Consider the following 23,587-nt stretch of genomic DNA (forward strand, 5'->3'; position numbering starts at 1 on the left):
TGCTGCCAGGTGAGGCTCATCATGGAAAAACTCAGCTTGACTGACGATAATGGGACTAGAGCGCGCCGCGGCGGCGTGCCCAGGCCAGATAGATTGTGAGTGATCACATGCGCACCGCGAATTACATGCAAAGCCAAGTACAACCGCATTCAGAGGATCACGGCGCTGCAGCCCTCTTCTATATCCTCTCCGGAGGGTTCGTCTCGCTGTTCGCCTTCATTCTGTGGTTCTTCCCCCGCCACTTTTAACGGTTCGCCGTCTAGGATCGCTCCAGCCCACCCGAACGCCTCATCTGCTGCCGGCCCGCGAGCCGGCAGATCCACATAACAAAGCCCGCCCTTTCGCTCGCGATACCACGAGGCCAGTATGAACAACTGGTCGATTTCTTCTTGGCGCGCGAACGAACGGGACTGCTCTTCAGGCTTGTAGTGCTGCGCCAGCATGTGCTCGAGCAAGCGACGAGCTTCGCCGCGCAGCGGAAGGCGCCGCGGAAGCAGGGCCTGCGCCGCGAGCCGGCCGCCGCAGAACAGAAAACTTTGCTCCATGGAAGGGTCGTCGGACGGAGCGAGGACCAGCACGTTGAGGCACGTCGCGCTCTGCAGGTTCGCGTGGCGCGCGCGCAGCCGCCGGAGCCGCTCCAGGCGCTGCTCTTCGCGCCCGGCGACGTCGAGCCGCAAACGCGCCGCAGCTTCGTCCCTGCGTCGCGCGATTGAAAGAAGCACGTCATCCGCATCGCCTTCGAGAAAGGCGACGGCTTCGTCGATGTCCGCTTGGCGGCGACCGGGAGGCAGCGCCGTCGCGGAGCCGTCCGGTGCGTCGATGCCTCGTAACCCAAGCGCATCTTGCAGGGAAGACACCGCGGCGCGGGCGCCTTCCATGCTGCCGTAAGGGCCGTAGTAGCGCGCGCCGTCGGCGGCGAGCCGCGTGGTGGCAAGCACCCGCCCCTGCGGCCCCGCCTCGAGTTTGATGAATGCGAATTCTTTGAAATTGCGCAGCCGCTCGTTGAACGGCGGGTTGTGGGAGCGCACGAGCGCCGCCTCCAGCAGCAGCGCTTCGAACTCCGAGCCGGCGACCCGGACATCAAAGGAAGCCACCACTCCGCGAAGCGAGCGGATCTTGGCTCCGGCCGGTTTGCCGCCCGACGCATAGGCGCGCAGGCGCTGGCGCAGATTGCCTGATTTCCCGACGTAGACGACGTTGTCGCCCGCATCCTTGAGCAGGTACACGCCCGGCTTTGACGGCACGGCGGACAGCTCGTCCATGAGGATCGCCGTCCACACCGGCATCTGAAGCGGCTGGTTTCCGGCGGCGCTTGAGTCCCGGCACGGCCGGCGCCGTCTCGGCAGCGCGCGCACGCGCATGTATTCGCGCAATGCGCCGTAGGTGAAAACGCCGCAATCCTCCAGCCTCTTGATGCAATGCACGAGCAGTTCGGCCGTGGCCGTCGCGTCGGCGAGCGCGCGATGGTGCCGCTCGACGTCGATGCCGAGTTCGCGCGTGAGCGTGCCCAGTTTGTAGTTCGTGACTTCCGCGATGGTGCGCCGCGCAAGCGTCAGCGTGTCGACGGTGGGGTTGAGGAGATCGGGGTATCCGTGAGCGCGCAACTCGTGGGCCAGAAACGCGGCATCGAAACGGACGTTGTGACCGACGAGGATGCCGTCCCCGATCAACTCGACGACGCTCGGCAGCAAGCGCGCGATCTGCGGCGCGCCGGCGACCATGCTGTCGGTGATGCCGGTAAGACGTGTGATGAACGGCGGGATCGGCTGGCGCGGGTTCACGAACGAGCGCCAGCGGCGCGCGATCTGACCCTCGACGACCTGGACCAAAGCGATTTCCGTCAGCGCATCTTTGCCCGCGACGCCGCCCGTGGTCTCGATGTCCACCACGGTGAAAGGGCACGACCACAAGTCGACCTTGTCGAGATCCGCCCGTGGGGCGGCCTCGAGGTCGTAGCGTGCGAGCATCGCACGCGCGTTCGGTATCGAACACCCGTTCGCCTGCCCCCGCGTTAGTTCGACGTAGCAACAGGTCCGTGGCTACGGCTGGAGGTATGCGCGGCTGCATGGAGCGCTTGTTGTACGTCCATGGATCCGGAGCGACCCAGGACAGTTTCCAAGCCCAAGTCGACGCCTTTCCCGGATCCGATGCGCTTTCGTTGCCCGGGCACCCGAAGGGCGAAGCGCTGACTTCGGTCGGCGAACTCGCAGACTGGCTTGAGAAATACATCCGCTGGACCGGCCTTCGCCGCGCGGTGGTCGCCGGGAATTCCTTGGGCGGCGCGATCGCGCTGGAGTGGGCGTTGCGCTATCCCGCCGATGTCGGAGGCTTGATCCTCATCGGAACGGGCGCACGCTTGCGGGTATCCCCCGAGATATTCGACATGCTGGACAACCAATGGCCGCAGTGCATCGATAAGTTCGCGGATTGGGAGCTCACAAAGACGGCGCCGGCCGATCTGCGCGCTCGCTTCAAGCAATGGCATTCGCTCGTGGGGCAAAAAAATACGCGGCTGGACTTCGCGACGTGCAGCAGTTTCGACGTCATGGATCGACTCGCCGAAATCGAAGCGCCCACGCTCATCATCGTGGGGACGCAAGACGAGATGACGCCGGTCAAGTATTCACGCTATCTCCACGACCACATCAAAGGCAGCGTCCTGCTCGAAGTCGATGGCGCAGGCCATCTCGTCATGGCGGAACGCCCCGAACCGGTCAACGCGGCGATCAAGAATTTCCTAGCGCGTCTTGCCTGATCCGCTCGCCGCCGGCGAGGGCGATGGAAGCACCAATTTCGTGTTCTGGAGCTGGATCAGCGTAATCCCGCGAATCGCAGTGAGCGTGACCTGCCGCTGACCGTCTTTCGCCCAGAATTCAAACGCCGCCGAGCCGCCGCCGCCCATGTGGAACAAGAACTTCCTGCTCGTGGCCGGCAGCTGCCCCGCATAGAAGGCGACGACTTTGTCGAAATCATCGGTGGTTTCCATGAAGACGAGAAGCACTTCGCTGCCGCCATAGGGAGTCTGCAAGAGCTGGCGCAGCGCGGGCGCATTGCTCGCCTGTTTCGCCGCCGGGTAGATCGGCAAGCCGATTTCGCGCAGCAGCTCAGGCGTGACTTGCACTTGCTGCTGCGAGATGACGGGCGCGTTCCGGCCGCAAGCGGTGAGCGCCAACAGCATGACCGCGATGGCGCGCGCCGCGGCGCGAAGCGTCGTCTTACGCAAGATCTTCGTACCCCGGCGGGAGGGCCGTCGCAATCGTCCGGGCGCTGCGGTCGATGCGCACCCCGTACGCGGTCAAGAGCGGGACCATCAACCGGCGCTGGCCGACCAGCAGCATATCACATGCCGGATACTTCGCGATCTCGACGACCTCTCCCAAATCTCCCATGCTCTCGTCAACTACGGTCATGCCTACCAATTCGTCGACACGATATTCCAACGGCGCAAGCGCCGGCAGGTCTTCCGGCGCAGCGTACAGCGCGGCGCCGCGGAAGTCTGCTGCGGTGTCCGCGTCGGCGAGGCCGGCGATCCGCACCAACAGCTGCCGGGCACCCGCGCGCACGGTCTCGACGCGCAGCGCGACGTCGGCCTGTCCTGCGCGCCGCGCGGTGACGCTCAGGCCGGAACGAAGCTCGTCGGCGCTCGCCGCCACTTTCAGCTCGCCCCGCACGCCGTGGACGCCGATGACGTGCCCGATCAGCACGTCAGGCTCCGCATGCCGCGATTCCGTCAATCGATGATCTCGACGCTGACTTTCTCGCCGGTGCCTACCGTGGCTGCTTTGACGACGGTGCGGATCGCTTGCACGATGCGTCCCTGCCTGCCGATGACCTTGCCTCGATCGTCTGCGGCGACGCGCAACAGCAGCACGGGACCACGATCGTCGGTCGTGGCGCCGATCGAGATCGCCTCGGGCTCATCGACGATGTTCTCGACGATGTATTTCAGCACCGCAGCGGCGCGGCTGACGCCGTCCCCCGGACGCTCAGGCGTTTCATCGTCCTCGTATGGCGCAGCGGGCGCGGCTATTTGAGGGCCTGCCCCCTGCTCGAGCTCCTCGTCGCCCTCGTCCTCCTCCCCTTCGACGTCGAGCTCTTCTTCGTCGTCTTCTTCTTCGAACTCGATCGGGCCGACGTCACCCTCCGGCTGGTCGGCCGGCTGCGCGCTGCGCTCTCGCTCGCTGTCGTCCTCTTCGTCCAGATCCACGTCGGTGAATTCCGGTGGTCGCTCGGTCATGTCCGAACTCCTTCTGCGGCGCCTTTGCCCTTGCGCGGTTTGCGCGGTTTGCGAATCGGCACTCTCGCCTTGTCGTAGAGTCCTCTGCTGGCGAGCAGGCGCGCTACGGTGTCAGAGGGTTGGGCGCCGTTACCGAGCCACTTCATGATTTTGTCTTCTTGAAGCACGAGTTCCGCCGGCTCCCGACGCGGATTGTAATGCCCGACGATCTCAAAGAAGCGGCCGTCGCGCGGCGAGCGCGCCTCGGTCACCACCAAGCGGTACGAGGGCTGTTTTTTCGCGCCGGTGCGGCGCAAACGGATCTTGACTGCCATTGGGTCTCCTTTTCCGGGGCTAAAGCCCCGGCACTACATTATTAGTTGTTATTTCACGAAACGGCTGAAGGTCTTCATCATTTTTTGCGACGATTCGAAATCACGGATGAGTCTGTTGACGTCTTGTACTTGCGTGCCGCTGCCCGCGGCGATGCGCCTGCGGCGGCTAGCGTTGAGGATCCGCGGGTCGGCCCGCTCGGCCGGCGTCATCGAGCAGATCACCGCCTCGATGAGCGAGAGCCGGCCTTCATCGATCGTCTGGCCGGCCACGAGTTTGCCGACGCCCGGGATCATCTTCATCAGATCTGCGATCGATCCCATGCGGCGGATCTGGCGCATCTGCTCGAGGAAGTCTTGCAGCGTGAACGCGTTGCGGCGGATTTTGGTCGCTAGTTCTTTGGCCTTGTTCTCGTCGTAGACTTTCTGCGTCTTCTCGATGAGGGTGAGCACGTCGCCCATGCCGAGGATGCGCGACACCAAGCGGTCGGGATAGAACGGCTCCAGCGCTGACACTTTCTCGCCCGTGCCGATGAACTTCACGGGCACACCGGTGACCGCGCGGATCGAGAGCGCGGCGCCGCCGCGGCTATCGCCGTCCATCTTGGTCAGGATCGAGCCGGTCAGTCCCAGCCGCTCGTGAAACGCGCTTGCCACTTTGACCGCTTCTTGTCCGGTCATGGCGTCGACGACGATCAACGTCTCCAGCGGATCGAGCGTCTTTTTCAGGCGCTCGAGTTCGAGCATCATCGGTTCATCGATCTGCAGCCGCCCGGCGGTGTCGAAGATCGCCACGCCGTTGCCGACCTGGCGCGCATGCGCGAGCGCTTGCGTCGCGATGCTGCCCGGATTGAGCGAACCTTCCACGCTGAACACCGGCACGCCGATGTCCTTGCCCAGCACCTGCAGCTGCTCGACGGCCGCCGGGCGATACACGTCGCAGGCGACCAGCAACGGCCGCCGGCCCTGCTCGCGGAATTGCAAGGCCAGCTTCGCGGCTTGCGTCGTCTTGCCGCTGCCCTGCAGACCCACGAGCATGAGCGGCGTGGTGCCCGTCGGCGCGAACCTGACCGGTGCCGCCTCCGACCCGAGCAGCGCGATCAACCCGTCGCGCACGATCGCGAGCACCGATTGGGCGGGCGTCAGCGACTCCGTGACTTCGACGCCCACCGCGCGCTCGCGGATGGACGCGATGAAGTCCTTGACGACCTTCAGGTTCACGTCCGCTTCGAGCAGCGCGATGCGGACCTCCCGGAGCACCTCCGAGACGTCGTTTTCGCTCAACTTTCCGCGAGAGCGTAACTGCCGAAAGATCGCCGCAAGGCGATCCGAGAGGGTGGTGAACATTGCAGTTACTTCAGCGCGGGTGCGGAGCTTTGGCGGAGCCGCGCGCGATGATCACGTCGTCTTTTCAGAAACCTCTTCGATATAGCGGACCGCGTCGCCCACGGTCTTGATCTTCTCGGCTTCTTCGTCAGGGATATCGAGGTTGAATTCCGTCTCCAAGGCCATGACTAGCTCTACCTGATCGAGGGAGTCCGCGCCGAGATCGTCGGTGATCGACGCATCGACGGTGACCTCGTCCTCGTCTACGCCGAGCTGCTCAACGATAGTCTTCTTTACCTTCTCGAACACTGACATCTGTATTGTACAAACCTCCTACATATGCAGCCCGCCGTCCACGGCGAGCGTTTGACCCGAGATGTACGCCGACGCGTCGCCGGCTAAGAAAAGCGCTACGCTTGCAACCTCATCGGCGGTCCCGAACCGGCGGAGCGGCACCCGCCCGAGGTACGTCGCCTTGACGGCGTCGGGCAGTTGCGCCGTCATATCCGTCTCGATGAAGCCGGGCGCGATCGCGTTGACGCGGACGTTGCGCGACCCGAATTCTTGGGCCAGCGATTTCGTCAGCCCGATTACCCCGGCCTTCGCCGCTACGTACGCGCTTTGTCCGGCGTTTCCCGTCAGCGCAACGACCGAGGAGACGTTGATGATGGAGCCGCCTTTCTGCCCTATCATGATCTTTCCCGCCGCGCCGCAGGTGTAGAACATGCTTTTCAGATTAACGGCGAGGGCTTCATCGAGCGCATCCCATTTCATGCGCAGGATCAGCGTGTCATACGGGCGCCCGGCGTTGTTGACCAGGACGTCCAGCCGGCCGAACTGCGCGACCGCGGCCTCGATAAGGCCCTTCGCCTCAGGCTGGACCGAAACGTCCGCCGGATGCACGACCGCGCTTCCGCCGAGCCCACGGACCTCCTGCATGACCGCCTCGAGGGGCTCGCGCCGGCGCCCGGAAAGCATCACTTTCGCGCCTGCCCGGGCGAACGCGTGCGCGATGGCCCGTCCGATGCCCGTGCCCGCGCCGGTGACCACGGCCGACTTGCCTTCTAAGAGCTTCATTGTGGTATGCCGGACTTTAGTCCGGCTATCGTGCCGACGAGGCGCGCCAGCCGCTCCACGCCTTCGGAGTCCGCCACGTGCAGGCAGCGCTCCGCGTTCACATTCGGCAAGCGCCTCATCATGGGGGCAAGCACGCTGCTCGCGCCGCACTCGACGATGAAATCAGGCTGTTCGGCTGCCAACGCGACCGACGTCTCGTGCCAGCGAACGCGCGCGCACAGACTCGCGGTCAGACAGCGCCGGATCTGCTCGACGCTCTCGTAGGGCTTGACTTCGACATTGCTGATGACCTCGAACGCCGGCTTTTGGATCGCGGCCGAAGCGACGAGCGCCGCGAACGCTCGCTCGGCCGGCTTCATCAGCTCGCTATGCCAGGCGCCCGAAACGTTGAGCATGACCACGCGCTTTGCGCCCGCCGCCTTCGCCACCTCGCACAGCGCGCTCACGCCGGCGAGGTCACCGGAGACCACGATTTGCACCGGCGCGTTCAAGTTGGCGATGTCCACGCGAGCGCCGCTTTGCTCACGCGCTTGCGCGCACAGCGCTTCCACTTTCGCTTGGTCGAACCCGATGATGGCCGCCATGCTGCCCGGCGCCGCATCTGCCGCCGCGCCCATGGCTTTGCCTCGCTCGTTGACAAGCCGCACGGCTTCCTCGAACGCGAGCGCGCCGGCGATGCTGAGCGAGCAGTATTCGGCGAAGGAGTGGCCGGCCGACACGATCGGCTTGAGCCCCACCGATTCAACCGCGCGATAAATCGCGACGTTGGTGGTGAAGATGGCCGGCTGGCTGACCCGCGTCTCGCGCAGAGCATCTTCGGAGCCGGAGCGGCACAGCGACAGCATGTCGTAGCCTAACACCGCGGCGGCGCGATCGAAGCACTCGCGCGCTGCGGGAAACTTCTCTGAGACGTCGACACCCATGCCGACTGTCTGCGATGCTTGCCCCGGAAAAATGACGCCGAGAGTTGCGGGCATCCGTCCTACGCTGTGCCCGCAGCCGAGGTCTGTAGTGCCGGGGCTTGTAGTGCCGGGGCTTTAGCCCCGGAATCCGGAACCTTCCCGACTCGTGCTCCCTGCCAACGCCACACCACCGCTCCCCACGACAAGCCCGCGCCGAACGCGACGAAGACGATGATGTTGCCCTTCTTGACGAGGCCTTCTTGGATCGCGTCGGCCAGCGCGAGCGGGATCGAAGCGGACGACGTGTTGCCGTACTCGGCGATGTTGCAGATGCATTTCTCGGGTGGGAGCTTCAACATCTTGATGGTGGCATCCACGATGCGCTGGTTGGCCTGATGCGGCACGACGAAGTCGACGTCGGCGGGCGAGAGGCCCGCTTGCTTGAGCGCCGCCAGGGTGGACGCCGCCATCTGCTGCACCGCGAATTTGAAAACGCTCTGGCCCTGCATGTGGATGAAGCCCAGCGGTCTTAAGTCCACGGAGCCGTTACGGTTCATGGGATTGCGACTGCCGCCGCCCGGCTGATACAAGACCGTCGGATCGGTGCCGTCGGAGCCGAGGTTGCTGCCCAAAAAGCAATCTTCGTCAGAGCGCTCCAGCACCACGGCGCCCGCGCCGTCGCCGAACAGCACGCAGGTCGCGCGATCGGTGTAGTCGACGATCTTCGAGAGCGTCTCCGCTCCGATGAGCAGCACGCTCTTATAGATGCCGGCGCGGATGAGCGCGGCGCCGGTCGCCAGTGAGTAAGTGAAACCCGAGCAGCCTATCATCAAGTCGAAACTCGGTTTGCCCGCGACGCCGAGGCGGGCGGCCACGATGCACGCGGTGGCCGGGAACAAGTAGTCGGGCGTGGCGGTGGCGACGATGATGCAATCGATTTCGGCCGGCGTTTTGCCGGCGGCGTCGAGCGCGCCCAATGCCGCGGGTACTGCGAGATCAGAGGTCGCCTCGTTGGGAGCCGCGATGTGCCGGCGCTTCATGCCGGTGCGCTGCACGATCCACTCGTCGGTCGTATCGACGAGCTTCTCAAGATCTTCGTTCGTGAGCACGCCGGAGGGCGCATACGCGCCGACGCCGGTGATCGTCACCCCGTACTGCTGCATCAGCCCTGCTTCGCGGTCGCCGTTTCGTCTTTTTGCGCGATCGCGGTGCGGCCGTTGTAGTTGCCGCAATTCGAGCACGCGAAGTGCGGCCTGCGGGGCTGATGGCACTGCGGACACGTGGTCAGAGCGACCGGGTGTGCTTTCCACGTGGCGCGGCGAATACGCGTATTCGACTTGCTGCGTCTTTGTTTCGGATTTGCCATTAGTTCACTCCGGGTTCTTCCATAAATTTGGCCAAGCCTGCCAGGCGTTCGTCGATGACGTGCTCGCTGCACGCGCACTGATCGCGATTGCGGTTGATGCCGCATGTCGGACAGATGCCCCGGCAACTTTCACTGCAGATCGCCGCCAACGGCTCGTCCACTTCCAACAATTGCGTCACGAGTTCGCCGACGTCGATCGCGCGTTCCACGAGCGGCGAGACCTCCGAGAACTGCGCCTCTGCCGGCGCGATCTCTTCGCTATATGCTTCCTCGATCGTCACGCGCGTGTGGCGTTCGAACGGCTCGAGGCAGCGCACGCAGGTCTCCTCCTCGCGGCCCTCGATGCGACCCTCCACATACGCGCCGCGCGTGATATGGCTGATGTTGGCCACGATGTGCACCCCCCTGGGGTAGCGCGTCGCGAGATCGCCCTGCAAACGCAAGGCCTGGTCGACCTCGATGGTGTCAGGGTGCGGGCCGAAGAGACGTTCAACGGAGATCTTCAATGAGGTTCACGCACACACGAGAAAACGGACCTGAAGGTCCGTTGCTACAGTTCCTTATTATAGAAAAGCCGACCTGGGCTGTCAAACGGCTCCTCTTTTGCGGGACAAGCTATGTAAGCGCGCGCAACTTGTTGAGAGCGTCCTGGAAGCTCTTGACCGGGATGATGCGGATGCCCGTGACATCCTTGATGTCTTTGTAATCGTGCTCGGGCACCAAGAAAACGGAGGCGCCCTGGTGGCGCGCGGCTTCCACCTTTTCTTTCACGCCGCCCACCGGCGTGACTCTGCCGTTGGCCTGCAAGACCCCGGTGCCGGCGATTTTTGCTCCGTTCGCAAGCACCGTGCCGGTCAGCGAGCGGTAGATCTGGAGCGCGAACATCAGGCCCGCGGACGAGCCGTTGATGTCGCGCACGTGGAACTCCACGTGCACCGGCAAACTGTACGCGCGCGTGATCGGTATGACGGTCATCCCGAAGCGCGGCTTTCCTTTATACATGACGGTCTTGCACGCGACCGGCACGACCGTGCCCTTACGCAGGATCGAGAGGTGGAAGGTCGAGCCGACCGGCCGCTTCGACGTGGTCTGGCTGACGAAATCAGAGTCCGACGGCTCCTTGCCTTCCATCTTCAAGATGCGATCGCCGGGGCGAAAACAGCCAGCCGCCGGCAGCCCCTTCACCGTCGACACGATCGTGATGTCTTCGTGCGCTCCCACTTTATAACCGGCCGCCCGTTCGGCGACCACTTGCGCGACGGTCTGGCTCTCCTTCATCGCGTCGATCCACTCTTGATTGATCGCTCTCTCGCTCTTGTCCGGCGGCGCGACGTAACTGCGGGGAACGATCTCAAAACCGGGCAACGTTTTGGCGGCGGCATAAAAGGCCGGGCGGCCGGGCATGACGGTGACGTCGGTGAGATACAGGTTGCCTGGCGGTGGGGAGTGTTCCGGCACGCTCATCAGTCCGTTGAGGTCTACCGCCGCACCGGGCCCGAAGATATAAAACGGCAAGGGGATGAAGAACAGCGCGGCGATCACGACGAGCACGATCGCGCCGCCGAAGATCAGCGCCCTAAGACGGCGCCGCCACCAGGACACTCTTACCTACTTCCGCTCGCGCGCTCTCGTGCTGCTCCCGTTGTGAGACAGGCTGTCGGCTAGTTGTTCGCGCCCTTTGTGCACTGCTGCTAGCGCGGAGGCGAGGCTGGTATCCAGCGAGGAGAGCACCTGCTCCGCGTATTCGTCGGCGCCGCGCCGGACCTCGCGCGCCCGGCTCTCGGCGTCGCTCATGAGTTCGTCGGCCCTTGTCTGGGCGAGCCGCACGATCTCGGCGTCGGACAACAACTGCGTCTTCGTGGTTGACGCTTCTTCGACGATGGCGGCGGCTTTGTAGCGCGCGTCTTCGAGCAGCCGATCCTTTTCTTTGGTGACGGCCTTTGCCCGGTTGACCTCGTCGGGCAGACTGGCGCGCAGTTTCTCGACGAGATCGAGCAACCGATCCATGCTCACGATGCGAGCGCCGAAGGGCAGCCACACGCCCTCCCTGACCGTCGCTTCCAGTTTGTCGATCACTCTATAGACGCTCATATTTTTTTGTCCGTCTTTCTTTCATCTTCCGCAGTACGGCTGCCGGCACGAAGTCCGAGATATCGCCGCCCAGCGAGAACACTTCCTTCACCGATGACGACGAGACGTACGCATATTCGAGGCTTGCGGGCATGAAAATGGTGTCAACGCCGCTCTCCAGTTTGCGGTTCAACAACGCCATCGAGAACTCGTGCTCGAAATCGGACACGATGCGCAGCCCTTTGACGATGAGGGCGTTGCCTCGGCCGCGGATGTAATCGACGAGCAGCCCCTCGAACGAATCGATTTCGACGTTGCGTAATCCGCGGCAAGCTTCGCGCAGCAGCGCGACCCGTTCCTCGAGCGTGAACATCGGCGACTTGCCGGGATTGGCCACGACGGCGACGCTGAGCCGTGGAAACTGCGCGGCTGCGCGACGGATGATGTCCAGATGGCCGTTCGTCACGGGATCGAAGCTGCCCGGATAGACCACGAGCATGCCGCCGCGCCGCGCGCCGTTGTCCCTTCTCATCGCTCGTCGCGCCCCCGCGCGTTCTGAGGCCGCATGCGAGCGGCGCGCGCCGAGCCGTGCGCCTCCGCCGCGTCGTCTCCGTCTTCGCGTACCGCCTCGCCGGCGCCGCGCACCACTGCGAACGTCAATGCGGTATCTCCGTACTTGGCCTTCTTCCAGACGCGCATGGACTCGGGGAGCGCCGCCTTCTCTCCGCTTGGGTGCTCGACGACCGCGATGCCATCCGGCGCGAGCAGCGCCTTTTGCATGAGCAGTCGCAGTTCATCGGCGGCGCCACGATCGTACGGCGGGTCGATCAGCACGACGTCGAACGTGCCGCGCAACGTGCGCAGCGCGCGCATGGCCGGCATCGGCATGATGCGCCAGTTGTCGCCGTCTTGCAGCAGCCGCACCGCGTTGCGGCGGATCGTCATGACGGCGGAGGCATCGTTGTCGACGAAAACGACCGAGGCTGCGCCGCGCGACATCGCCTCCAGACCCAACGCGCCCGAGCCGGCGAAGAGATCCAGCACGCGCGCCCCTTGGACCCGCTTGCTCAGAATCGCGAACAGCGCTTCGCGCACCTTGGCGGAGGTGGGCCGAGTTCGGTTGCCCTTCGGCGCGATGATCGTCTGGCGCGCGCGCGAGCCTCCAGCTAACCGCATGGGCTGATAATTGGACCCTTTGCGGGACAAATCCCCGCGGCTACGACGTGATGAGGAGCGCGGCTTCGCGATCGCGCGCCGCCAAGAAGTTCGCCAAACCAGCGTGCTCGGGCAAGGCGAGCGTCGGATCGCGTCCGACGACCGCCTCGGCCTCTTTTTTGGCCTCCACGAACACCGCGTAATCTCGGATGAGGTGGGCCAGGCTGAGGTCCGCGGTGCCGTGCTGCCGGGTTCCCGCGATGTCGCCCGAGCCGCGCAGCTTGTAGTCTTCTTCCGCGATCACAAAACCATCGTTGGTGCTCGCGAGGACCTCTAGCCGCGAGGCGCCTTCCGCGTCGGGCGAAGCCACCAGGATGCAATACGATGCCGCCGAGCCGCGGCCCACGCGGCCTCGAAGCTGGTGCAGCTGCGCGAGCCCGAAGGCTTGGGCGTCCAGCACGAGCATGACGCTCGCGTTCGCGACGTCCACGCCGACCTCGACCACGCTGGTGGTGATGAGGATCTGGATGAAACCGTCTGCGAACATGCGCATGGTCTTCTCTTTGTCCTGGCCGCTCATGCGCCCGTGCAGCAACCCGACGCGGAAGCCTTTGAAGGCCGTGGTGCGCAGCTCGTTCGCTTGCTCGACGGCGTTGTGCATAGCGCGCTCGGATTCGTCGACGGCTGGACATACGATGTATGCCTGCCTGCCCTTGCCGACCTCGTCGCGGATGAACGCGAAGATTTTGTCCTTGCCGTCGCCGGAACGGACGTAGGTCTTCACCGGTCTGCGCCCGGGCGGCAGTTCGTCGAGGATCGAGACGTCGAGATCCGCGTACACCGTCTGAGCGAGCGTGCGCGGGATCGGCGTCGCCGTCATAACGAGCGTGTGCGGCGTGTGGCCTTTGGCCTTTGCGCGCAGCGCCGCTCGCTGCAGCACGCCGAAGCGGTGCTGCTCGTCGATGATCACCAAACCCAGTTTCGCAAACGCGACGTCCTCGACGATCAAAGCGTGCGTTCCGACGACGACGTCGAGCTCGCCGTTTTGCAGCTGCTCGATGATGTCGTCACGCGTCTGGCGGCGCAAAGCCCCGACGAGCATCGCCGCGCGAACGCCGGCGTGCGAGAGCAGCGCACTCAAGCGAGAGAACTGCTGCGCCGCGAGGATTTCGGTCGGCGCCATGAACGCGGCCTGATAGCCGGACCGCTTCGCCAGCAAGATCGCCGCGGCGGCCACCGCGGTCTTGCCCGAGCCGACGTCGCCTTGCAGCAGCCGGTTCATCGGCGCCGCTTTCGTCATATCGGCGGCGACCTCTGCGATGATCCGCGCTTGCGCGCGCGTGGGCTCAAACGGCAACATCGCGCGCCACGCGCGCTCGAACTCTGCGCGCGCCGCCGTTGAGGCCGCGCCGGAAAAATCCGGAGCCGCCTCATGTTGACGAGCGGCACGGCGCAGCGCCGACTCGATCGCAAGCAAGAAGAACTCTTCAAAGACAAGCCGCTTGCGGGCTTTGGCGGCCTCTTCCGGGGAGCGCGGCTGGTGGATCGCGCGAATCGCCCAGCGCGCTTCGGCGAAGCCGCGCTTTTTGCTGATGCTTTGGGGCAGGATATCCAACTCTTCTCGCGCGTCGGCATCGGCGAACGTTCGCGTGAGCGCCTTGGCCGCGAGCCGGCGCAGCGTCAGGTTCGTCAACGACGCCGTCAGCGGATACACCGGCACCAGCTCGCCTTCATAACGCTCGTCTTCAGGCACCACGCGGTGACGCGAGACCATGACTTGCGGGCCGACAAGCGTGAACTCGAGGCGCCCGCGCAAGAACACATGCTGGCCCGCTTTCAACTGCGAGCCTAAATAGGGCCGGCCGAACCAGATGGCGGTGAGCGTGCCGGTGCCATCTTGAATGATGGCGGTCGTCTTCGCGCGCACGCGCCCGCGCAAACGTACGTGTTTCACGCTGACGATCGCGCCGAGGAGATTGACTTCGGCGGGCAGCGGGTCGCCCGCGGCGCGCATGGCTTGCAGCTGTCCCACCGATTGCGGAGAGCGCAAATCGTCGTAGCGGTAAGGATAATGGCGCACGAGATCGCCGACCGTCCGCACGCCGAGGCGCTCGAGCTGGTCGAGCGTCGATGGGCCGATGCCGCCGAGGACCGTGACCGGCGATGAGAGCAGCGAGGTTGCAGGCGACAGCCGGAGTCGAACCGGCGATCGGGGTTTTGCAGACCCCTGCCTTACCACTTGGCTATGTCGCCCCGAGCTGATCGCCCTCTCCGTCCCTCATGCTAGGGACAATTACGACTTCCATGTTTGCTTCTCATGTATATTTCCCGCGTAGCCACGGAGCTTTAGCTCCGTGCATATATCGCGCCGCTGCGCGATCAGTCGCCTGCGCGGGGACGGCGCGAAGAGTCGGGAATATTGAAGCTTCGCGCCTCGGGTCCGGCTGGCTCTCGCCGCCTTCCACGCCCCGCTTTCGGCGACCGCTCGCCGCAGCGGCTCACGTTGTTGCTCGTGCCTCACGGGAAACGAAGCCCGCAGCGTCAGCGGGGTACACGATTCGTAGCCACGGACCTTTAGGTCCGTGTATTGTCCCCGGGGTGTGACGACTGCATGCACGGAGCTAAAGCTCCGTGGCTACGTGAGTAGTGGCTGCCTGGCTACATGAAAAATTGGCCCAGGGGCTGGCGGCCGGGCCCAGCGAATGCACACATGACTATGCCGAACCTTCATGCCGCCGCGGCTGCGCAAGTGCTCGACACCGCCGCAGCCTCGGGCGCCGAATACGCCGATGTTCAATTCTGGCACGCCCGCGCTGAGCGCATGTTCGTCCGCAACGGCGTCGTGCGCGGCGTCTCGAGCAACGCGTCCGACGGTTACGCGGTACGGGCGCTGTATCAGGGAAGCTGGGGCTTTGCGGGAAGCGACCGCTACGACAAACAGGGCCTGGACGCAGCCGCAGCTCGCGCCGTGTCTATAGCGAAATCGAGCGCGCGCGTGAGCGACCGCATCCGGGCGATCACCCCGACCGACAAATATGTCGACACGTATGCCACCCCCGTGACCAAAGACCCCACGACCGTTTCGTTGAGCCAGCGCGCCGACCACCTGCTCGCCGCTGAAAAGAACTTGCACGTCGCCAAGAATGTGGTGGCGGGTTACGCCTACATGACGTTCTGGGTAACGGACAAAGAGTTCTATTCGAGCGCCGGCAGCGCGATCGCGCAGCGCATCGTGCAATCCGGCGCCGGCTGCGGCGCGACCGCCATCGGCAAAGACGGCGAAGCCGAAACGCGGGGAGGTCCGGGCGACTTCGGTCTTTTCCAAGCCGGCGGCTATGAGGTCGTCCAGCGCGCCGATCTCCTGAACAATGCGCCGCGCTACGGCAACGAAGCGGTGCAGCTGTGCGAGGCGCCCGTGCTGCCAACGATGACGACCGACCTCATCCTGCACGGCAACGTGCTCAATCTGCAGATGCACGAATCCATCGGGCATCCGCTTGAACTCGATCGCTCCCTTGGATGGGAGGCGAATTTCTCCGGCGTTTCCTGGGCCACCGTGGATAAAGTCGGTTCGCTCAAGTACGGCAGCGACTTGATGACCGTCTATTGCGACAACACGCTTCCGCTCGGTCTGGCCACCGTGGGCTACGACGACGAGGGCACAAAGCCCCAACGCGTCACGCTGATCGAACACGGCATCCTGCGCGCATTTCTCTCGTCGCGCGACACCGCGGCGCAGACGTCGCTGCCGCAGACCGCGTCGGTGCGCGCTCAGGACTGGGCCAGTGTTCCGATGGTGCGCATGAGCAACATCATGCTTGCACCCGGCGAAGGAAGCCTCGACTCGATCATCGCGGACACCAAGGCCGGCGTGCTCGTGGAAGGCATCCGCTCCTGGTCGATCGACGACCATCGCCTGAATTTCCAGTTCGGCCCGCAGATCGCGTGGGAGATAAAGGAGGGCAAGCGCGGCCGAATTCTGCGAAAGCCGACCTATACCGGCATCACGCCGCGCTTCTGGGCGTCGATGGATCGCGTCGCCGGCCCGGAGGAGTTTGTGGCGTGGGGGACGCCCAACTGCGGCAAAGGCGAGCCGGAGCAGGCCGGACGGACGGCGCACGCGTGCTCGCACGCGCGCTTCGCCGGCGTCAGCGTGGGGGTGCGCAGCAATGCATAGTCAAGGCGACGCGCTCGGCATCGCCGAGAAAGTCCTCAAGCTCGCCGGCGGCGCGGACCAGGCGCAAGTCATCGTGGCGGCCGCCGACAACGACTACGCGCGCTTCGCGCGCAACTACGTCACGCAGAATATCGGCAGCGACGAGACGCGCGTCGAACTCACCTACGTCAAGAGCAAGCGGCTCGGTTCCGCGTCGACGGGCGACATCTCCGACGCGAGTCTGCGTGCCCTGGTAGCGACCGCCGCGGACATCGCCTTGCGATTGCCCGCCAATCGCGAGTTCGTGTCGCTCGCTACGAAGAAGCCTATCAGCGCACCGGTCAGGGGCGTGTACGACTCGACCGCGGCGGCGACCCCGGATGACCGCGTCACCAAACTTCTGCCGGTGTTCGAGCGCATGAAGCGCTCGCAGCTCAACGCCTCCGGTTTCACGACCACGCAGCGCGGCGTCAACGCGGTCGCCAACTCGCTCGGAGTGCGCGCTTCCTACGATGCGACCTACGCGGGCATCGAGATCAAGGCGATGGCGCCGAGCACCAGCGGCTTCGCGGAGTATTTCACCCGAGACTACGCCACGCTCGATTCGGCCGAACGGGCCGAGCGCGCGGCCTCGAAGGCTACGGTGTCGGCCAATCCGGAGGACTTCCCGCCCGGCACCTACACGGTGATCCTGGAACCACCCGCGTTCGTCGATTGCCTCAACGAACTGCTGGGCGCGATGAACATCGGTCAAATGCTCGAGGAGCAAGATTCGTGGATGGTCGGGCGCATCGGCAAGCCGCTTTTCTCGCCCAACCTCACGATCGTCGATGATTGGAGCCATCCGCTGGTGGCGAACGCGCCCTTCGCCAGCGACGGCGCGCCGACGCAAAAGTTGACCCTCATCGAAGCCGGCGTGCCCAAGGCGTACGTCACCTCGACCTATCTGGCGAACAAATTCAAAATGCCGAACACGGGCCATGACGGTTACCCCACCAATGCGGTCGTGCGCCCCGGCACCAAGTCTCGCGAAGAGCTGATCGCCTCCGTCGAGCGCGGCGTGCTCATCTCGCGCACGTGGTACACGCGCTTGGTGGACGCCAAAGAATGCGTCATCACCGGGCTCACGCGCGACGGCGTGTTTCTGATCGAAAACGGCAAGCTCACCAAGACGCTCAAGAACTTCCGCTTCTACACGTCCATGGTGAAGGGGCTGGCCGACGTCGAACTGGGCGACAAACTGTATCTTGCAGAATCGGCGGACACGCCGGGCACGCTCGCCGTTCCAGACGCCAAGATCGCGAAATTCGCGCTCTCGGCGCAAGCGAGTTTCGCATGACCTCGGGGGGACCTCACATGAAACGCTCGAGCTTCTTGTGGCTATCCGCCGCGTTCGCGGCCTTCGCCGCACTATGCACGCAGACCAGATATGTAGTGTTCCGAGCGAGCGCAGCGAGCTCGGAACGCCTCGACATCACGCCTGGCCGCTGCGCCTCGGGTCGACGCCTATCGCGCTGGTCAGGCTACACGCTCGAACAAATGGCGGCGTAGCGTCGAGCGTCCCTTCGCGTGAAATACCGCGTCCTCGGCCAAACCGGCGAGCGCATCTCAATGATCGGCGTCGGTGGCTTCCATTTGAGCAAGCCGGAAGATCCCAAGCTTGCAGTCCGCATCGTGCGCACGGCGCTGGATAACGGCATCAACTTTCTCGACAACAGCTGGGACTACGCCGAGGGTGAGAGCGAGCGACGCATGGGCAAAGCTCTGCGCGACGGCTACCGCGAGAAGGCGTTCCTGATGACAAAGATCGACGGCCGCACCGCCCAGAGCGCCGCGAGCCAGCTCGAGCAGTCGTTGCAGCGCCTTCAGACCGACCACGTGGACCTCTTGCAGTTCCACGAAGTGATCCGCATGGACGAGCCCGAGCGCATCTTCGCCGCAGGCGGCGCGTTGGAAGCCGTGCTTAGGGCGCGCGAGCAGGGAAAACTGCGCTATATAGGCTTCACCGGCCATAAGAGCCCAGAGATCCACAGGCACATGCTCGAAGTCGCAGACCAGCACGGCTTCCGCTTCGATACGCTGCAAATGCCGCTCAACGTCATGGACGCGCATTATCACAGTTTCGAGCAAAGCGTGCTGCCGGTGGCGGTTCAAAAGCAAATGGGGGTTCTCGGCATGAAGCCGATGGGGGATCCATTCATTCTCGACAGTGACACGGTCAGCGCGCCGGAATGCTTGCGCTACGCCATGAGTCTGCCGGTGAGCGTGACGATCACGGGGATCGACTCCATGGCGATACTGCAGCAGGCGCTCGACGTGGTCGACAGCTTCAAGCCATTGACGCCGCAAGAACGTGCGGCGCTACTCGCGAGAACCAGCAAGGCTGCTAAGGATGGCAAATCCGAGCGCTACAAAGTGAGCCAACATTTCGATAGTACCGAGCTGCATCCCGAATGGCTCGGCTGAGCAGAGTCATTTCCAGGCTTGTTTGGCTTTTTGAAGCGCCGGTTCGAGCCGGTGCTCCTTCGCCGTAGCCTTCGTCCAGCTGTCGCCTTTGCCGCGCAGCGCTTTGAGCGCGGTCTTCATGTTGAAGCGCGCGAACTCGTCGGGCGGATCAGCCACCCGCTTACGCGCCATCGCCTCTACGTCGCGCCAGGAGAGCGGCATCGACACCGGCGCCTTTGGACGCGCCCGAACCACGTACGGAGGGACGATCGTCTTGCCTTTGCCGACCTGCACCCAGTCGATGTATACGGATCCGCGCCGGCGCTTGCCGACCGCGCGCTCCAGCGTCACATCGTCGCCGCACACGTTGCGCAGCCGGTTCGCGATCAGTTGCGCGAAGCCGCGCACGGTCTCGTAATCATACTCCGGCGCGAGCCGCAGCATGACGTGCAGCCCGCTGCCGCCCGACGTCTTCACCGCCGGCTTCATCCCCAAGCCTTCGAGCACGTCGCGCAGCGCGAGCGCGACGCGCGCCAGCGTGCCGAGCGAGCAGCCTTCCCATGGGTCGAGATCGAAGAGCGCGTAGTCGGGCGTATCCAGCGCGCCCGTCCGTGACAACCAGGCGTGCAGCGTGATGGCCGCGAGATTCGCCAAATAGGTGAGCGTCTTCGCGTCGTTGCAGATGACGTACTGGATGAAAGAGCGCTTGCCGCTTTCGGAGGCGATCTTCGCCGTTTTCACCCATGCGGGCGCTCCGCGCGGCACGTTCTTTTCGAAGAACGATTCCTTGTCGATGCCGTTCGGATAGCGCTGCAGCGTGAGCGGCCGGTCCTGCAAATGGGGCAAGAGCCACTGCGCCACGTCGTTGTAGTAGCGGATGAGGTCGCCCTTGGTGATGCCGTCGCGCGGCCAGAGCACCTTGTCGAGGTTGGTGAGCGGCACGCTTGCGCCGTCGGCGGTGCGGTTCGAAAGCCAGCGCTTTGAGCCCAGATCTTTGGCGACGTCGCGCAGCGTGCGTCCGGTGAGCACCGACTCGTCGTGGTCCTCCACCTTCCAGCGCCGGTCGGCGCCCTCGTCGTTCTCCTTGATGAGCAGCCAGGCTTTTTCTTCGGAGCGCCTGCCGCCCATGCGGACCAGCGTGAGGATGCCTTTGAGTTTTTTCCCGAAGATGCGGAACTTGATCTTGCCGGCGGCGATCATCTTCGCGGCGTTGTCGCCCTCCAGCGGCTCGTACGTCCCGGCATCCCACACGATGACTTCGCCTGCGCCGTAGTTGCCCTTTGGGATGATGCCTTCGAAGTCGTAATAGCTGAGCGGATGGTCCTCGACGTGCATGGCGAGGCGTTTGTCGGCCGGATTCAGCGACGGCCCTTTTGGTACCGCCCACGACTTGAGCACGCCCTCGGCCTCCAGCCGGAAGTCCCAATGCAGCCTAGTCGCGCGATGCTGCTGGACGACGAAGCGCAGACGGCCCGCGCGGCGCTTCTCCACTTTTCCCGCCGGTTCGGGCGTCGCCGCGAAGTCGCGCTTGCGCTTGTACTCGCGAAGCGGCGTCATGCAGGCTCTTCGCGCACGACTTGGCGCGCGTCTTTGTCGATCCGCAATCCCAAGAAAACCGGCGCACGCAGCAATCCGTCATGGGTCCATTCGGCGAACTTCACCTGCGCCACGAGCTGCGGTTTCACCCAATGGCTCTTCTTGAGCAATTCTTGCGGAAATTCGGCGAACGGGCAGCGTGACGTCGCCAACGGACGCAACTTCGCCATTACTTCGCCGAGCGTTTTTTGCGTGAAGCCCGTGCCCACCCCGCCGCAAAAGCGAAGCTTTCCCTTGTCGTACACGCCGGCCAGCAGCGCGCCGAACGCGTGACGCGAGCCCTGCGGGTCAGTCCAGCCGCCGATGACGAACTCCTGCTCGTGATGCGTCTTGATCTTCACCCAATCGTGCGAGCGGCGTTCCTGATACGGCGAGTCGCGGCGCTTGCCGACGATGCCTTCGAGACCCTGACGCTGCGCGAGCGCGAACAGTTTCTTGCCTTCGCCGATAACGTGTTTGGAGAACAGGACGCGCTTGGACTTGGACTTGATGCATGCTTTCAGACGCTTTTTTCGCTGCTCGAGCGGCAGGCTGCGCATATCACGCTTGCCGTCTTTGAGCAGGTCGAAGACCGAGAACCCGATCGTGCCCGCGTCTTCGCGCTGAGCCTCACCGTCGCGGGCGTGCCCGAAGCGGTTGCGCTCGGTCTTGAACCGCCCTTGCAGCCGTTGGAACGAAGAATGCCCGGCGGCGTCGAGACTGACGATCTCGCCGTCGACGACGATGGGCGCGCACGTGAATTCGCGCGCCAACCCGTCAAGTTCGGGAAATTTCGCGACCAGCGACAAGCCGTTGCGCGAAGTCAGCGTGACGCGGCCGTCGCGATCGATGGAGCAGATGGCGCGCACGCCATCCCATTTCAGTTCGAAAAGCCAGCCGTCGTCGTCAAATGGCTTATCCGCCAGCGTCGGCAGCATCGGGCGCGGGTCCATGCGCTCGCGCTTCGCCGCACGGCCGGCCGAATCCGCGCTTTAAGCCGCGAGTGCGCTCTCCACGTCCGCGAACAGCGGTAAGAAGCGGATAAGCCCGGTGATGTCTAAGAGCCGCCGCAGGTTTTGGTTCGTGCTCACCAAGCGAAGCCAGCCGCCGGCAGCGCGGAATTTTCGCGAGGCGTCTGCGAGCGCGCTCAGGCCGATCGAATCGATGTAACCGACCCTTTGTATGTCCAGCACCATTTCGCTGATGCCGTCGTCTTGAAGGCTGCGAAACTCTTTGCGAAGTTGCGCGACGGTGTCCAGATCGATCTCGCCTTCAAGCGCGACGACTTGCGTGCTGGAAGCATCCTTCACGGGTGACCGCGCTATCGACAAGTGCAAGAGCTGTGATTGCAGGTTCATACCTTTGGTGTGCCCCGCTTCGGACGCGGCAAAACGGGGAAGAAAGCTGTAATGAGCAAGGAGAGCAAGCCCGCGCCTAAGGTCCCCGACGTCGTTCCGTCCGCAAAAGTGGGCGTGCGCGAAGCCGCGCTCAAGAAAGAGCCCAATCCGGTTCGCCGTTTCTTGCGCATACTCGGACCTGGCCTGATCGTGGGCGCTTCCGACGACGATCCGTCCGGCATCGGCACGTACGCGGTGGCGGGAGCTTCGCTCGGTTATTCGACCCTGTGGATGGCCATCGTCACGCTGCCGATGATGTCGGCGGTGCAGTTCATCTGCGCCAGGATCGGTTTGCACACCGGCAAGGGCATTTCCACGCTTTTGCGCGAGCACTATGGGCCGTTTGTCGTCTATCCGCTTGTGATGGGCCTGGTCATCGCGAATACGGTGAACGCCGGAGCCGACATCGGCGCCATCGCAGCGGCGCTCAATCTTCTCATGCCGATACCTGCCGCACTGTTCATCATCCCTATCGGCGCCCTGATCTTGGCGTTCCAGATCTGGGGCTCGTACCGGCTCAGCGCGAACGTCTTCAAGTGGCTCACGCTCGCGCTGTTCGCATACGTCGCCTCGGCGTTTCTCGCGCGGCCGGATTGGTGGCAGGTGCTGCGCGGCAGCTTGGTGCCCAGCATTGTGCTCGACGCCGGCCATGTGACGACCATGGTGGCGATCCTCGGCACGACCATCTCGCCGTATATGTTCTTTTGGCAAGCCATCCAGGAAGTCGAAGAGGACGTGGACGCGGGGCGCCGTTTTTTATGGCAGCGCAAGGGCACGACGGACGCCGAACTGCGCTACGCCGCTTTGGATGTCAACGTCGGCATGCTCTTTTCGAACCTCGTGATGTACTTCATCATCCTCGCGACCGCCGCGACGTTGTTCAAGACGGGCCACACCCACATAGGGTCGGCGGCCGACGCCGCTCGCGCGCTCGAGCCGCTGGCCGGAAAAGCGGCCGAGATCTTGCTGGCCATCGGGCTCATCGGCGCCGGCTTCCTCGCGGTGCCGATACTCACGGGTTCGTCGGCATACGCGATGGCGAGCGTGTTCGGTTGGAAGTCCGGCCTCAGCACGCAGTTCGGCCGTGCGCCTCAGTTCTACGGCGTCATCGGGTTGTCCACGCTGGTCGGAATCCTGCTCAACTTCACGCATGTGAGCGCCTTTACCGCGCTGTACTGGACCGCGGTCATCAACGGCTGCATCGCTCCGTTCTTGCTCGCGGCGATCATGCTCGTCGCGAACAACAAGAAGATCATGGGCCCGCGCGTCAACGGACTGTGGGGGAATATCCTTGGCTGGACGACGACCGCGGCGCTTGGCGCGGCGCTCATCGCGATGCTTGCGTTGTGGGGCCGCTAGTCACTTCTTGGGTCGCGGAACCTTAGCGCCGCTCTTGCGCGCTTCCGAAAGGCCGATCGCGATCGCCTGCTCGCGGCTCTTCACCGTTTTGCCGGATCTTCCCGAATGCAGCGTGCCGCGCTTCATCTTATGCATCGCGCGCTCGACCTTCTGACCCGCTTTCGGACCGTATTTTTTGCGTTTGCGTTTCATGATGTATATTTATACCCAC

At 64.1% G+C, this 23,587-nt stretch carries 27 protein-coding genes and 1 tRNA gene; 6 read left to right on the forward strand and 22 right to left on the reverse strand.

Annotated features, from left to right (window positions below; translation table 11 throughout):
- Positions 1-149: 149 nt before the first annotated feature.
- Positions 150-1,967 (reverse strand): exonuclease domain-containing protein, encoded by a 1,818-nt coding sequence (locus tag VN934_12005; protein ID HXM19516.1) that lies wholly within the window; start codon positions 1,965-1,967, stop codon positions 150-152.
- Positions 1,968-2,065: 98 nt separating this feature from the next.
- On the opposite strand from VN934_12005, the gene VN934_12010 reads away from it, so the two are divergent.
- Positions 2,066-2,755: an alpha/beta hydrolase gene (locus VN934_12010; GenBank protein ID HXM19517.1), complete on the forward strand. Its 690-nt coding sequence runs from the start codon at positions 2,066-2,068 to the stop codon at positions 2,753-2,755.
- Here VN934_12010 and VN934_12015 read toward each other — a convergent pair.
- The 17 genes from VN934_12015 to VN934_12095 form a co-directional block, all read right to left on the reverse strand.
- A complete protein-coding gene (locus VN934_12015; GenBank protein ID HXM19518.1) occupies positions 2,738-3,223 on the reverse strand; it encodes a hypothetical protein in 486 nt (161 codons plus the stop codon). The two genes, VN934_12010 and VN934_12015, sit on opposite strands and share 18 nt — an antisense overlap.
- A complete protein-coding gene (gene rimM / locus VN934_12020) occupies positions 3,216-3,734 on the reverse strand; it encodes a ribosome maturation factor RimM (protein HXM19519.1) in 519 nt (172 codons plus the stop codon). Before rimM ends, VN934_12015 begins: the two co-directional genes overlap by 8 nt.
- The gene (locus tag VN934_12025) at positions 3,731-4,237 is read right to left on the reverse strand and encodes a KH domain-containing protein (protein ID HXM19520.1); all 507 of its coding nucleotides are present in this window, start codon (positions 4,235-4,237) and stop codon (positions 3,731-3,733) included. The genes rimM and VN934_12025 overlap by 4 nt, the downstream gene beginning before the upstream one ends.
- Positions 4,234-4,551 carry a 30S ribosomal protein S16 gene (gene rpsP / locus VN934_12030; protein ID HXM19521.1) on the reverse strand — a complete coding sequence of 106 codons (318 nt, stop codon included), beginning with the start codon at positions 4,549-4,551 and terminating at the stop codon, positions 4,234-4,236. Before rpsP ends, VN934_12025 begins: the two co-directional genes overlap by 4 nt.
- 48 nt (positions 4,552-4,599) lie before the next feature.
- A complete protein-coding gene (gene ffh / locus VN934_12035; protein HXM19522.1) occupies positions 4,600-5,895 on the reverse strand; it encodes a signal recognition particle protein in 1,296 nt (431 codons plus the stop codon).
- Between the two features lie 51 nt (positions 5,896-5,946).
- The gene (locus VN934_12040; protein HXM19523.1) at positions 5,947-6,189 is read right to left on the reverse strand and encodes an acyl carrier protein; all 243 of its coding nucleotides are present in this window, start codon (positions 6,187-6,189) and stop codon (positions 5,947-5,949) included.
- Between the two features lie 18 nt (positions 6,190-6,207).
- Complete coding sequence (locus VN934_12045) at positions 6,208-6,951, reverse strand: glucose 1-dehydrogenase (GenBank protein ID HXM19524.1); 744 nt, start codon at positions 6,949-6,951, stop codon at positions 6,208-6,210.
- A complete protein-coding gene (fabD, locus tag VN934_12050) occupies positions 6,948-7,928 on the reverse strand; it encodes an ACP S-malonyltransferase (protein ID HXM19525.1) in 981 nt (326 codons plus the stop codon). Before fabD ends, VN934_12045 begins: the two co-directional genes overlap by 4 nt.
- A 5-nt stretch (positions 7,929-7,933) precedes the next feature.
- The gene (locus VN934_12055; GenBank protein ID HXM19526.1) at positions 7,934-9,016 is read right to left on the reverse strand and encodes a beta-ketoacyl-ACP synthase III; all 1,083 of its coding nucleotides are present in this window, start codon (positions 9,014-9,016) and stop codon (positions 7,934-7,936) included.
- On the reverse strand, positions 9,016-9,219 hold the full coding sequence (rpmF, locus tag VN934_12060) for a 50S ribosomal protein L32 (protein HXM19527.1): 204 nt from the start codon (positions 9,217-9,219) through the stop codon (positions 9,016-9,018). The genes VN934_12055 and rpmF overlap by 1 nt, the downstream gene beginning before the upstream one ends.
- Positions 9,219-9,725: a DUF177 domain-containing protein gene (locus tag VN934_12065; GenBank protein ID HXM19528.1), complete on the reverse strand. Its 507-nt coding sequence runs from the start codon at positions 9,723-9,725 to the stop codon at positions 9,219-9,221. Before VN934_12065 ends, rpmF begins: the two co-directional genes overlap by 1 nt.
- 109 nt (positions 9,726-9,834) lie before the next feature.
- Positions 9,835-10,821 (reverse strand): S16 family serine protease, encoded by a 987-nt coding sequence (locus VN934_12070; GenBank protein HXM19529.1) that lies wholly within the window; start codon positions 10,819-10,821, stop codon positions 9,835-9,837.
- Between the two features lie 6 nt (positions 10,822-10,827).
- Positions 10,828-11,310, reverse strand: a complete 483-nt coding sequence (locus VN934_12075; protein ID HXM19530.1) for a hypothetical protein — start codon at positions 11,308-11,310, stop codon at positions 10,828-10,830.
- The gene (coaD, locus tag VN934_12080; protein ID HXM19531.1) at positions 11,297-11,821 is read right to left on the reverse strand and encodes a pantetheine-phosphate adenylyltransferase; all 525 of its coding nucleotides are present in this window, start codon (positions 11,819-11,821) and stop codon (positions 11,297-11,299) included. The genes VN934_12075 and coaD overlap by 14 nt, the downstream gene beginning before the upstream one ends.
- Positions 11,818-12,465, reverse strand: coding sequence for a 16S rRNA (guanine(966)-N(2))-methyltransferase RsmD (gene rsmD / locus VN934_12085; protein HXM19532.1), 648 nt, complete (start codon positions 12,463-12,465; stop codon positions 11,818-11,820). Before rsmD ends, coaD begins: the two co-directional genes overlap by 4 nt.
- 40 nt (positions 12,466-12,505) lie before the next feature.
- Positions 12,506-14,635, reverse strand: a complete 2,130-nt coding sequence (recG, locus tag VN934_12090; protein ID HXM19533.1) for an ATP-dependent DNA helicase RecG — start codon at positions 14,633-14,635, stop codon at positions 12,506-12,508.
- Positions 14,627-14,697, reverse strand: a tRNA-Cys gene (locus tag VN934_12095). Before VN934_12095 ends, recG begins: the two co-directional genes overlap by 9 nt.
- Positions 14,698-15,160: 463 nt before the next feature.
- On the opposite strand from VN934_12095, the gene VN934_12100 reads away from it, so the two are divergent.
- Genes VN934_12100 through VN934_12115 form a run of 4 tightly spaced genes read left to right on the forward strand, consistent with a single transcriptional unit; the run spans position 15,161 to position 19,066 of the window.
- Positions 15,161-16,621 (forward strand): TldD/PmbA family protein, encoded by a 1,461-nt coding sequence (locus VN934_12100; GenBank protein ID HXM19534.1) that lies wholly within the window; start codon positions 15,161-15,163, stop codon positions 16,619-16,621.
- Positions 16,614-17,939, forward strand: a complete 1,326-nt coding sequence (locus VN934_12105; protein ID HXM19535.1) for a TldD/PmbA family protein — start codon at positions 16,614-16,616, stop codon at positions 17,937-17,939. Before VN934_12100 ends, VN934_12105 begins: the two co-directional genes overlap by 8 nt.
- A 17-nt stretch (positions 17,940-17,956) precedes the next feature.
- Positions 17,957-18,151 (forward strand): hypothetical protein, encoded by a 195-nt coding sequence (locus tag VN934_12110; protein HXM19536.1) that lies wholly within the window; start codon positions 17,957-17,959, stop codon positions 18,149-18,151.
- An 18-nt stretch (positions 18,152-18,169) separates the two neighbouring features.
- The gene (locus VN934_12115) at positions 18,170-19,066 is read left to right on the forward strand and encodes an aldo/keto reductase (protein ID HXM19537.1); all 897 of its coding nucleotides are present in this window, start codon (positions 18,170-18,172) and stop codon (positions 19,064-19,066) included.
- A 6-nt stretch (positions 19,067-19,072) separates the two neighbouring features.
- Here VN934_12115 and ligD (VN934_12120) read toward each other — a convergent pair whose 3' ends face one another.
- From ligD (VN934_12120) to VN934_12130, 3 genes are read right to left on the reverse strand one after another with little or no spacing between them, the layout of a single operon-like run.
- A complete protein-coding gene (ligD, locus tag VN934_12120; protein ID HXM19538.1) occupies positions 19,073-20,602 on the reverse strand; it encodes a non-homologous end-joining DNA ligase in 1,530 nt (509 codons plus the stop codon).
- A complete protein-coding gene (gene ligD, locus VN934_12125; protein ID HXM19539.1) occupies positions 20,599-21,573 on the reverse strand; it encodes a non-homologous end-joining DNA ligase in 975 nt (324 codons plus the stop codon). The genes ligD (VN934_12120) and ligD (VN934_12125) overlap by 4 nt, the downstream gene beginning before the upstream one ends.
- 39 nt (positions 21,574-21,612) lie before the next feature.
- Entirely contained in the window at positions 21,613-21,978 is a 366-nt protein-coding gene (locus tag VN934_12130) for an STAS domain-containing protein (GenBank protein ID HXM19540.1), read from the reverse strand.
- Positions 21,979-22,029: 51 nt separating this feature from the next.
- Between VN934_12130 and VN934_12135 the strand changes: the two genes are divergently transcribed.
- Complete coding sequence (locus VN934_12135) at positions 22,030-23,376, forward strand: divalent metal cation transporter (GenBank protein HXM19541.1); 1,347 nt, start codon at positions 22,030-22,032, stop codon at positions 23,374-23,376.
- Here VN934_12135 and VN934_12140 read toward each other — a convergent pair whose 3' ends face one another.
- Entirely contained in the window at positions 23,377-23,568 is a 192-nt protein-coding gene (locus tag VN934_12140; GenBank protein HXM19542.1) for a DUF6496 domain-containing protein, read from the reverse strand. It abuts the gene before it with no gap.
- Between the last annotated feature and the right edge of the window lie 19 nt (positions 23,569-23,587).

This window comes from Candidatus Tumulicola sp., assembly GCA_035601835.1.
GTDB lineage: Bacteria > Vulcanimicrobiota > Vulcanimicrobiia > Eremiobacterales > Eremiobacteraceae > DATNNM01.

Excerpts from the sequence above, each read along its gene's own strand:
- VN934_12045 (HXM19524.1), bottom strand. The coding sequence starts at position 6,951 with ATGAAGCTCTTAGAAGGCAAGTCGGCCGTGGTCACCGGCGCGGGCACG.
- VN934_12075 (HXM19530.1), bottom strand. The coding sequence starts at position 11,310 with ATGAGCGTCTATAGAGTGATCGACAAACTGGAAGCGACGGTCAGGGAG.
- ffh (HXM19522.1), bottom strand. The coding sequence starts at position 5,895 with ATGTTCACCACCCTCTCGGATCGCCTTGCGGCGATCTTTCGGCAGTTA.
- VN934_12130 (HXM19540.1), bottom strand. The coding sequence starts at position 21,978 with ATGAACCTGCAATCACAGCTCTTGCACTTGTCGATAGCGCGGTCACCC.
- VN934_12005 (HXM19516.1), bottom strand. The coding sequence starts at position 1,967 with ATGCTCGCACGCTACGACCTCGAGGCCGCCCCACGGGCGGATCTCGAC.
- fabD (HXM19525.1), bottom strand. The coding sequence starts at position 7,928 with ATGCCCGCAACTCTCGGCGTCATTTTTCCGGGGCAAGCATCGCAGACA.
- rsmD (HXM19532.1), bottom strand. The coding sequence starts at position 12,465 with ATGCGGTTAGCTGGAGGCTCGCGCGCGCGCCAGACGATCATCGCGCCG.
- VN934_12110 (HXM19536.1), top strand. The coding sequence starts at position 17,957 with ATGAAACGCTCGAGCTTCTTGTGGCTATCCGCCGCGTTCGCGGCCTTC.
- ligD (HXM19539.1), bottom strand. The coding sequence starts at position 21,573 with ATGGACCCGCGCCCGATGCTGCCGACGCTGGCGGATAAGCCATTTGAC.
- VN934_12100 (HXM19534.1), top strand. The coding sequence starts at position 15,161 with ATGCCGAACCTTCATGCCGCCGCGGCTGCGCAAGTGCTCGACACCGCC.
- VN934_12105 (HXM19535.1), top strand. The coding sequence starts at position 16,614 with ATGCATAGTCAAGGCGACGCGCTCGGCATCGCCGAGAAAGTCCTCAAG.
- coaD (HXM19531.1), bottom strand. The coding sequence starts at position 11,821 with ATGAGAAGGGACAACGGCGCGCGGCGCGGCGGCATGCTCGTGGTCTAT.
- rpsP (HXM19521.1), bottom strand. The coding sequence starts at position 4,551 with ATGGCAGTCAAGATCCGTTTGCGCCGCACCGGCGCGAAAAAACAGCCC.
- rpmF (HXM19527.1), bottom strand. The coding sequence starts at position 9,219 with ATGGCAAATCCGAAACAAAGACGCAGCAAGTCGAATACGCGTATTCGC.
- VN934_12040 (HXM19523.1), bottom strand. The coding sequence starts at position 6,189 with ATGTCAGTGTTCGAGAAGGTAAAGAAGACTATCGTTGAGCAGCTCGGC.
- VN934_12010 (HXM19517.1), top strand. The coding sequence starts at position 2,066 with ATGGAGCGCTTGTTGTACGTCCATGGATCCGGAGCGACCCAGGACAGT.
- VN934_12135 (HXM19541.1), top strand. The coding sequence starts at position 22,030 with ATGAGCAAGGAGAGCAAGCCCGCGCCTAAGGTCCCCGACGTCGTTCCG.
- ligD (HXM19538.1), bottom strand. The coding sequence starts at position 20,602 with ATGACGCCGCTTCGCGAGTACAAGCGCAAGCGCGACTTCGCGGCGACG.
- VN934_12055 (HXM19526.1), bottom strand. The coding sequence starts at position 9,016 with ATGCAGCAGTACGGGGTGACGATCACCGGCGTCGGCGCGTATGCGCCC.
- VN934_12140 (HXM19542.1), bottom strand. The coding sequence starts at position 23,568 with ATGAAACGCAAACGCAAAAAATACGGTCCGAAAGCGGGTCAGAAGGTC.
- VN934_12025 (HXM19520.1), bottom strand. The coding sequence starts at position 4,237 with ATGACCGAGCGACCACCGGAATTCACCGACGTGGATCTGGACGAAGAG.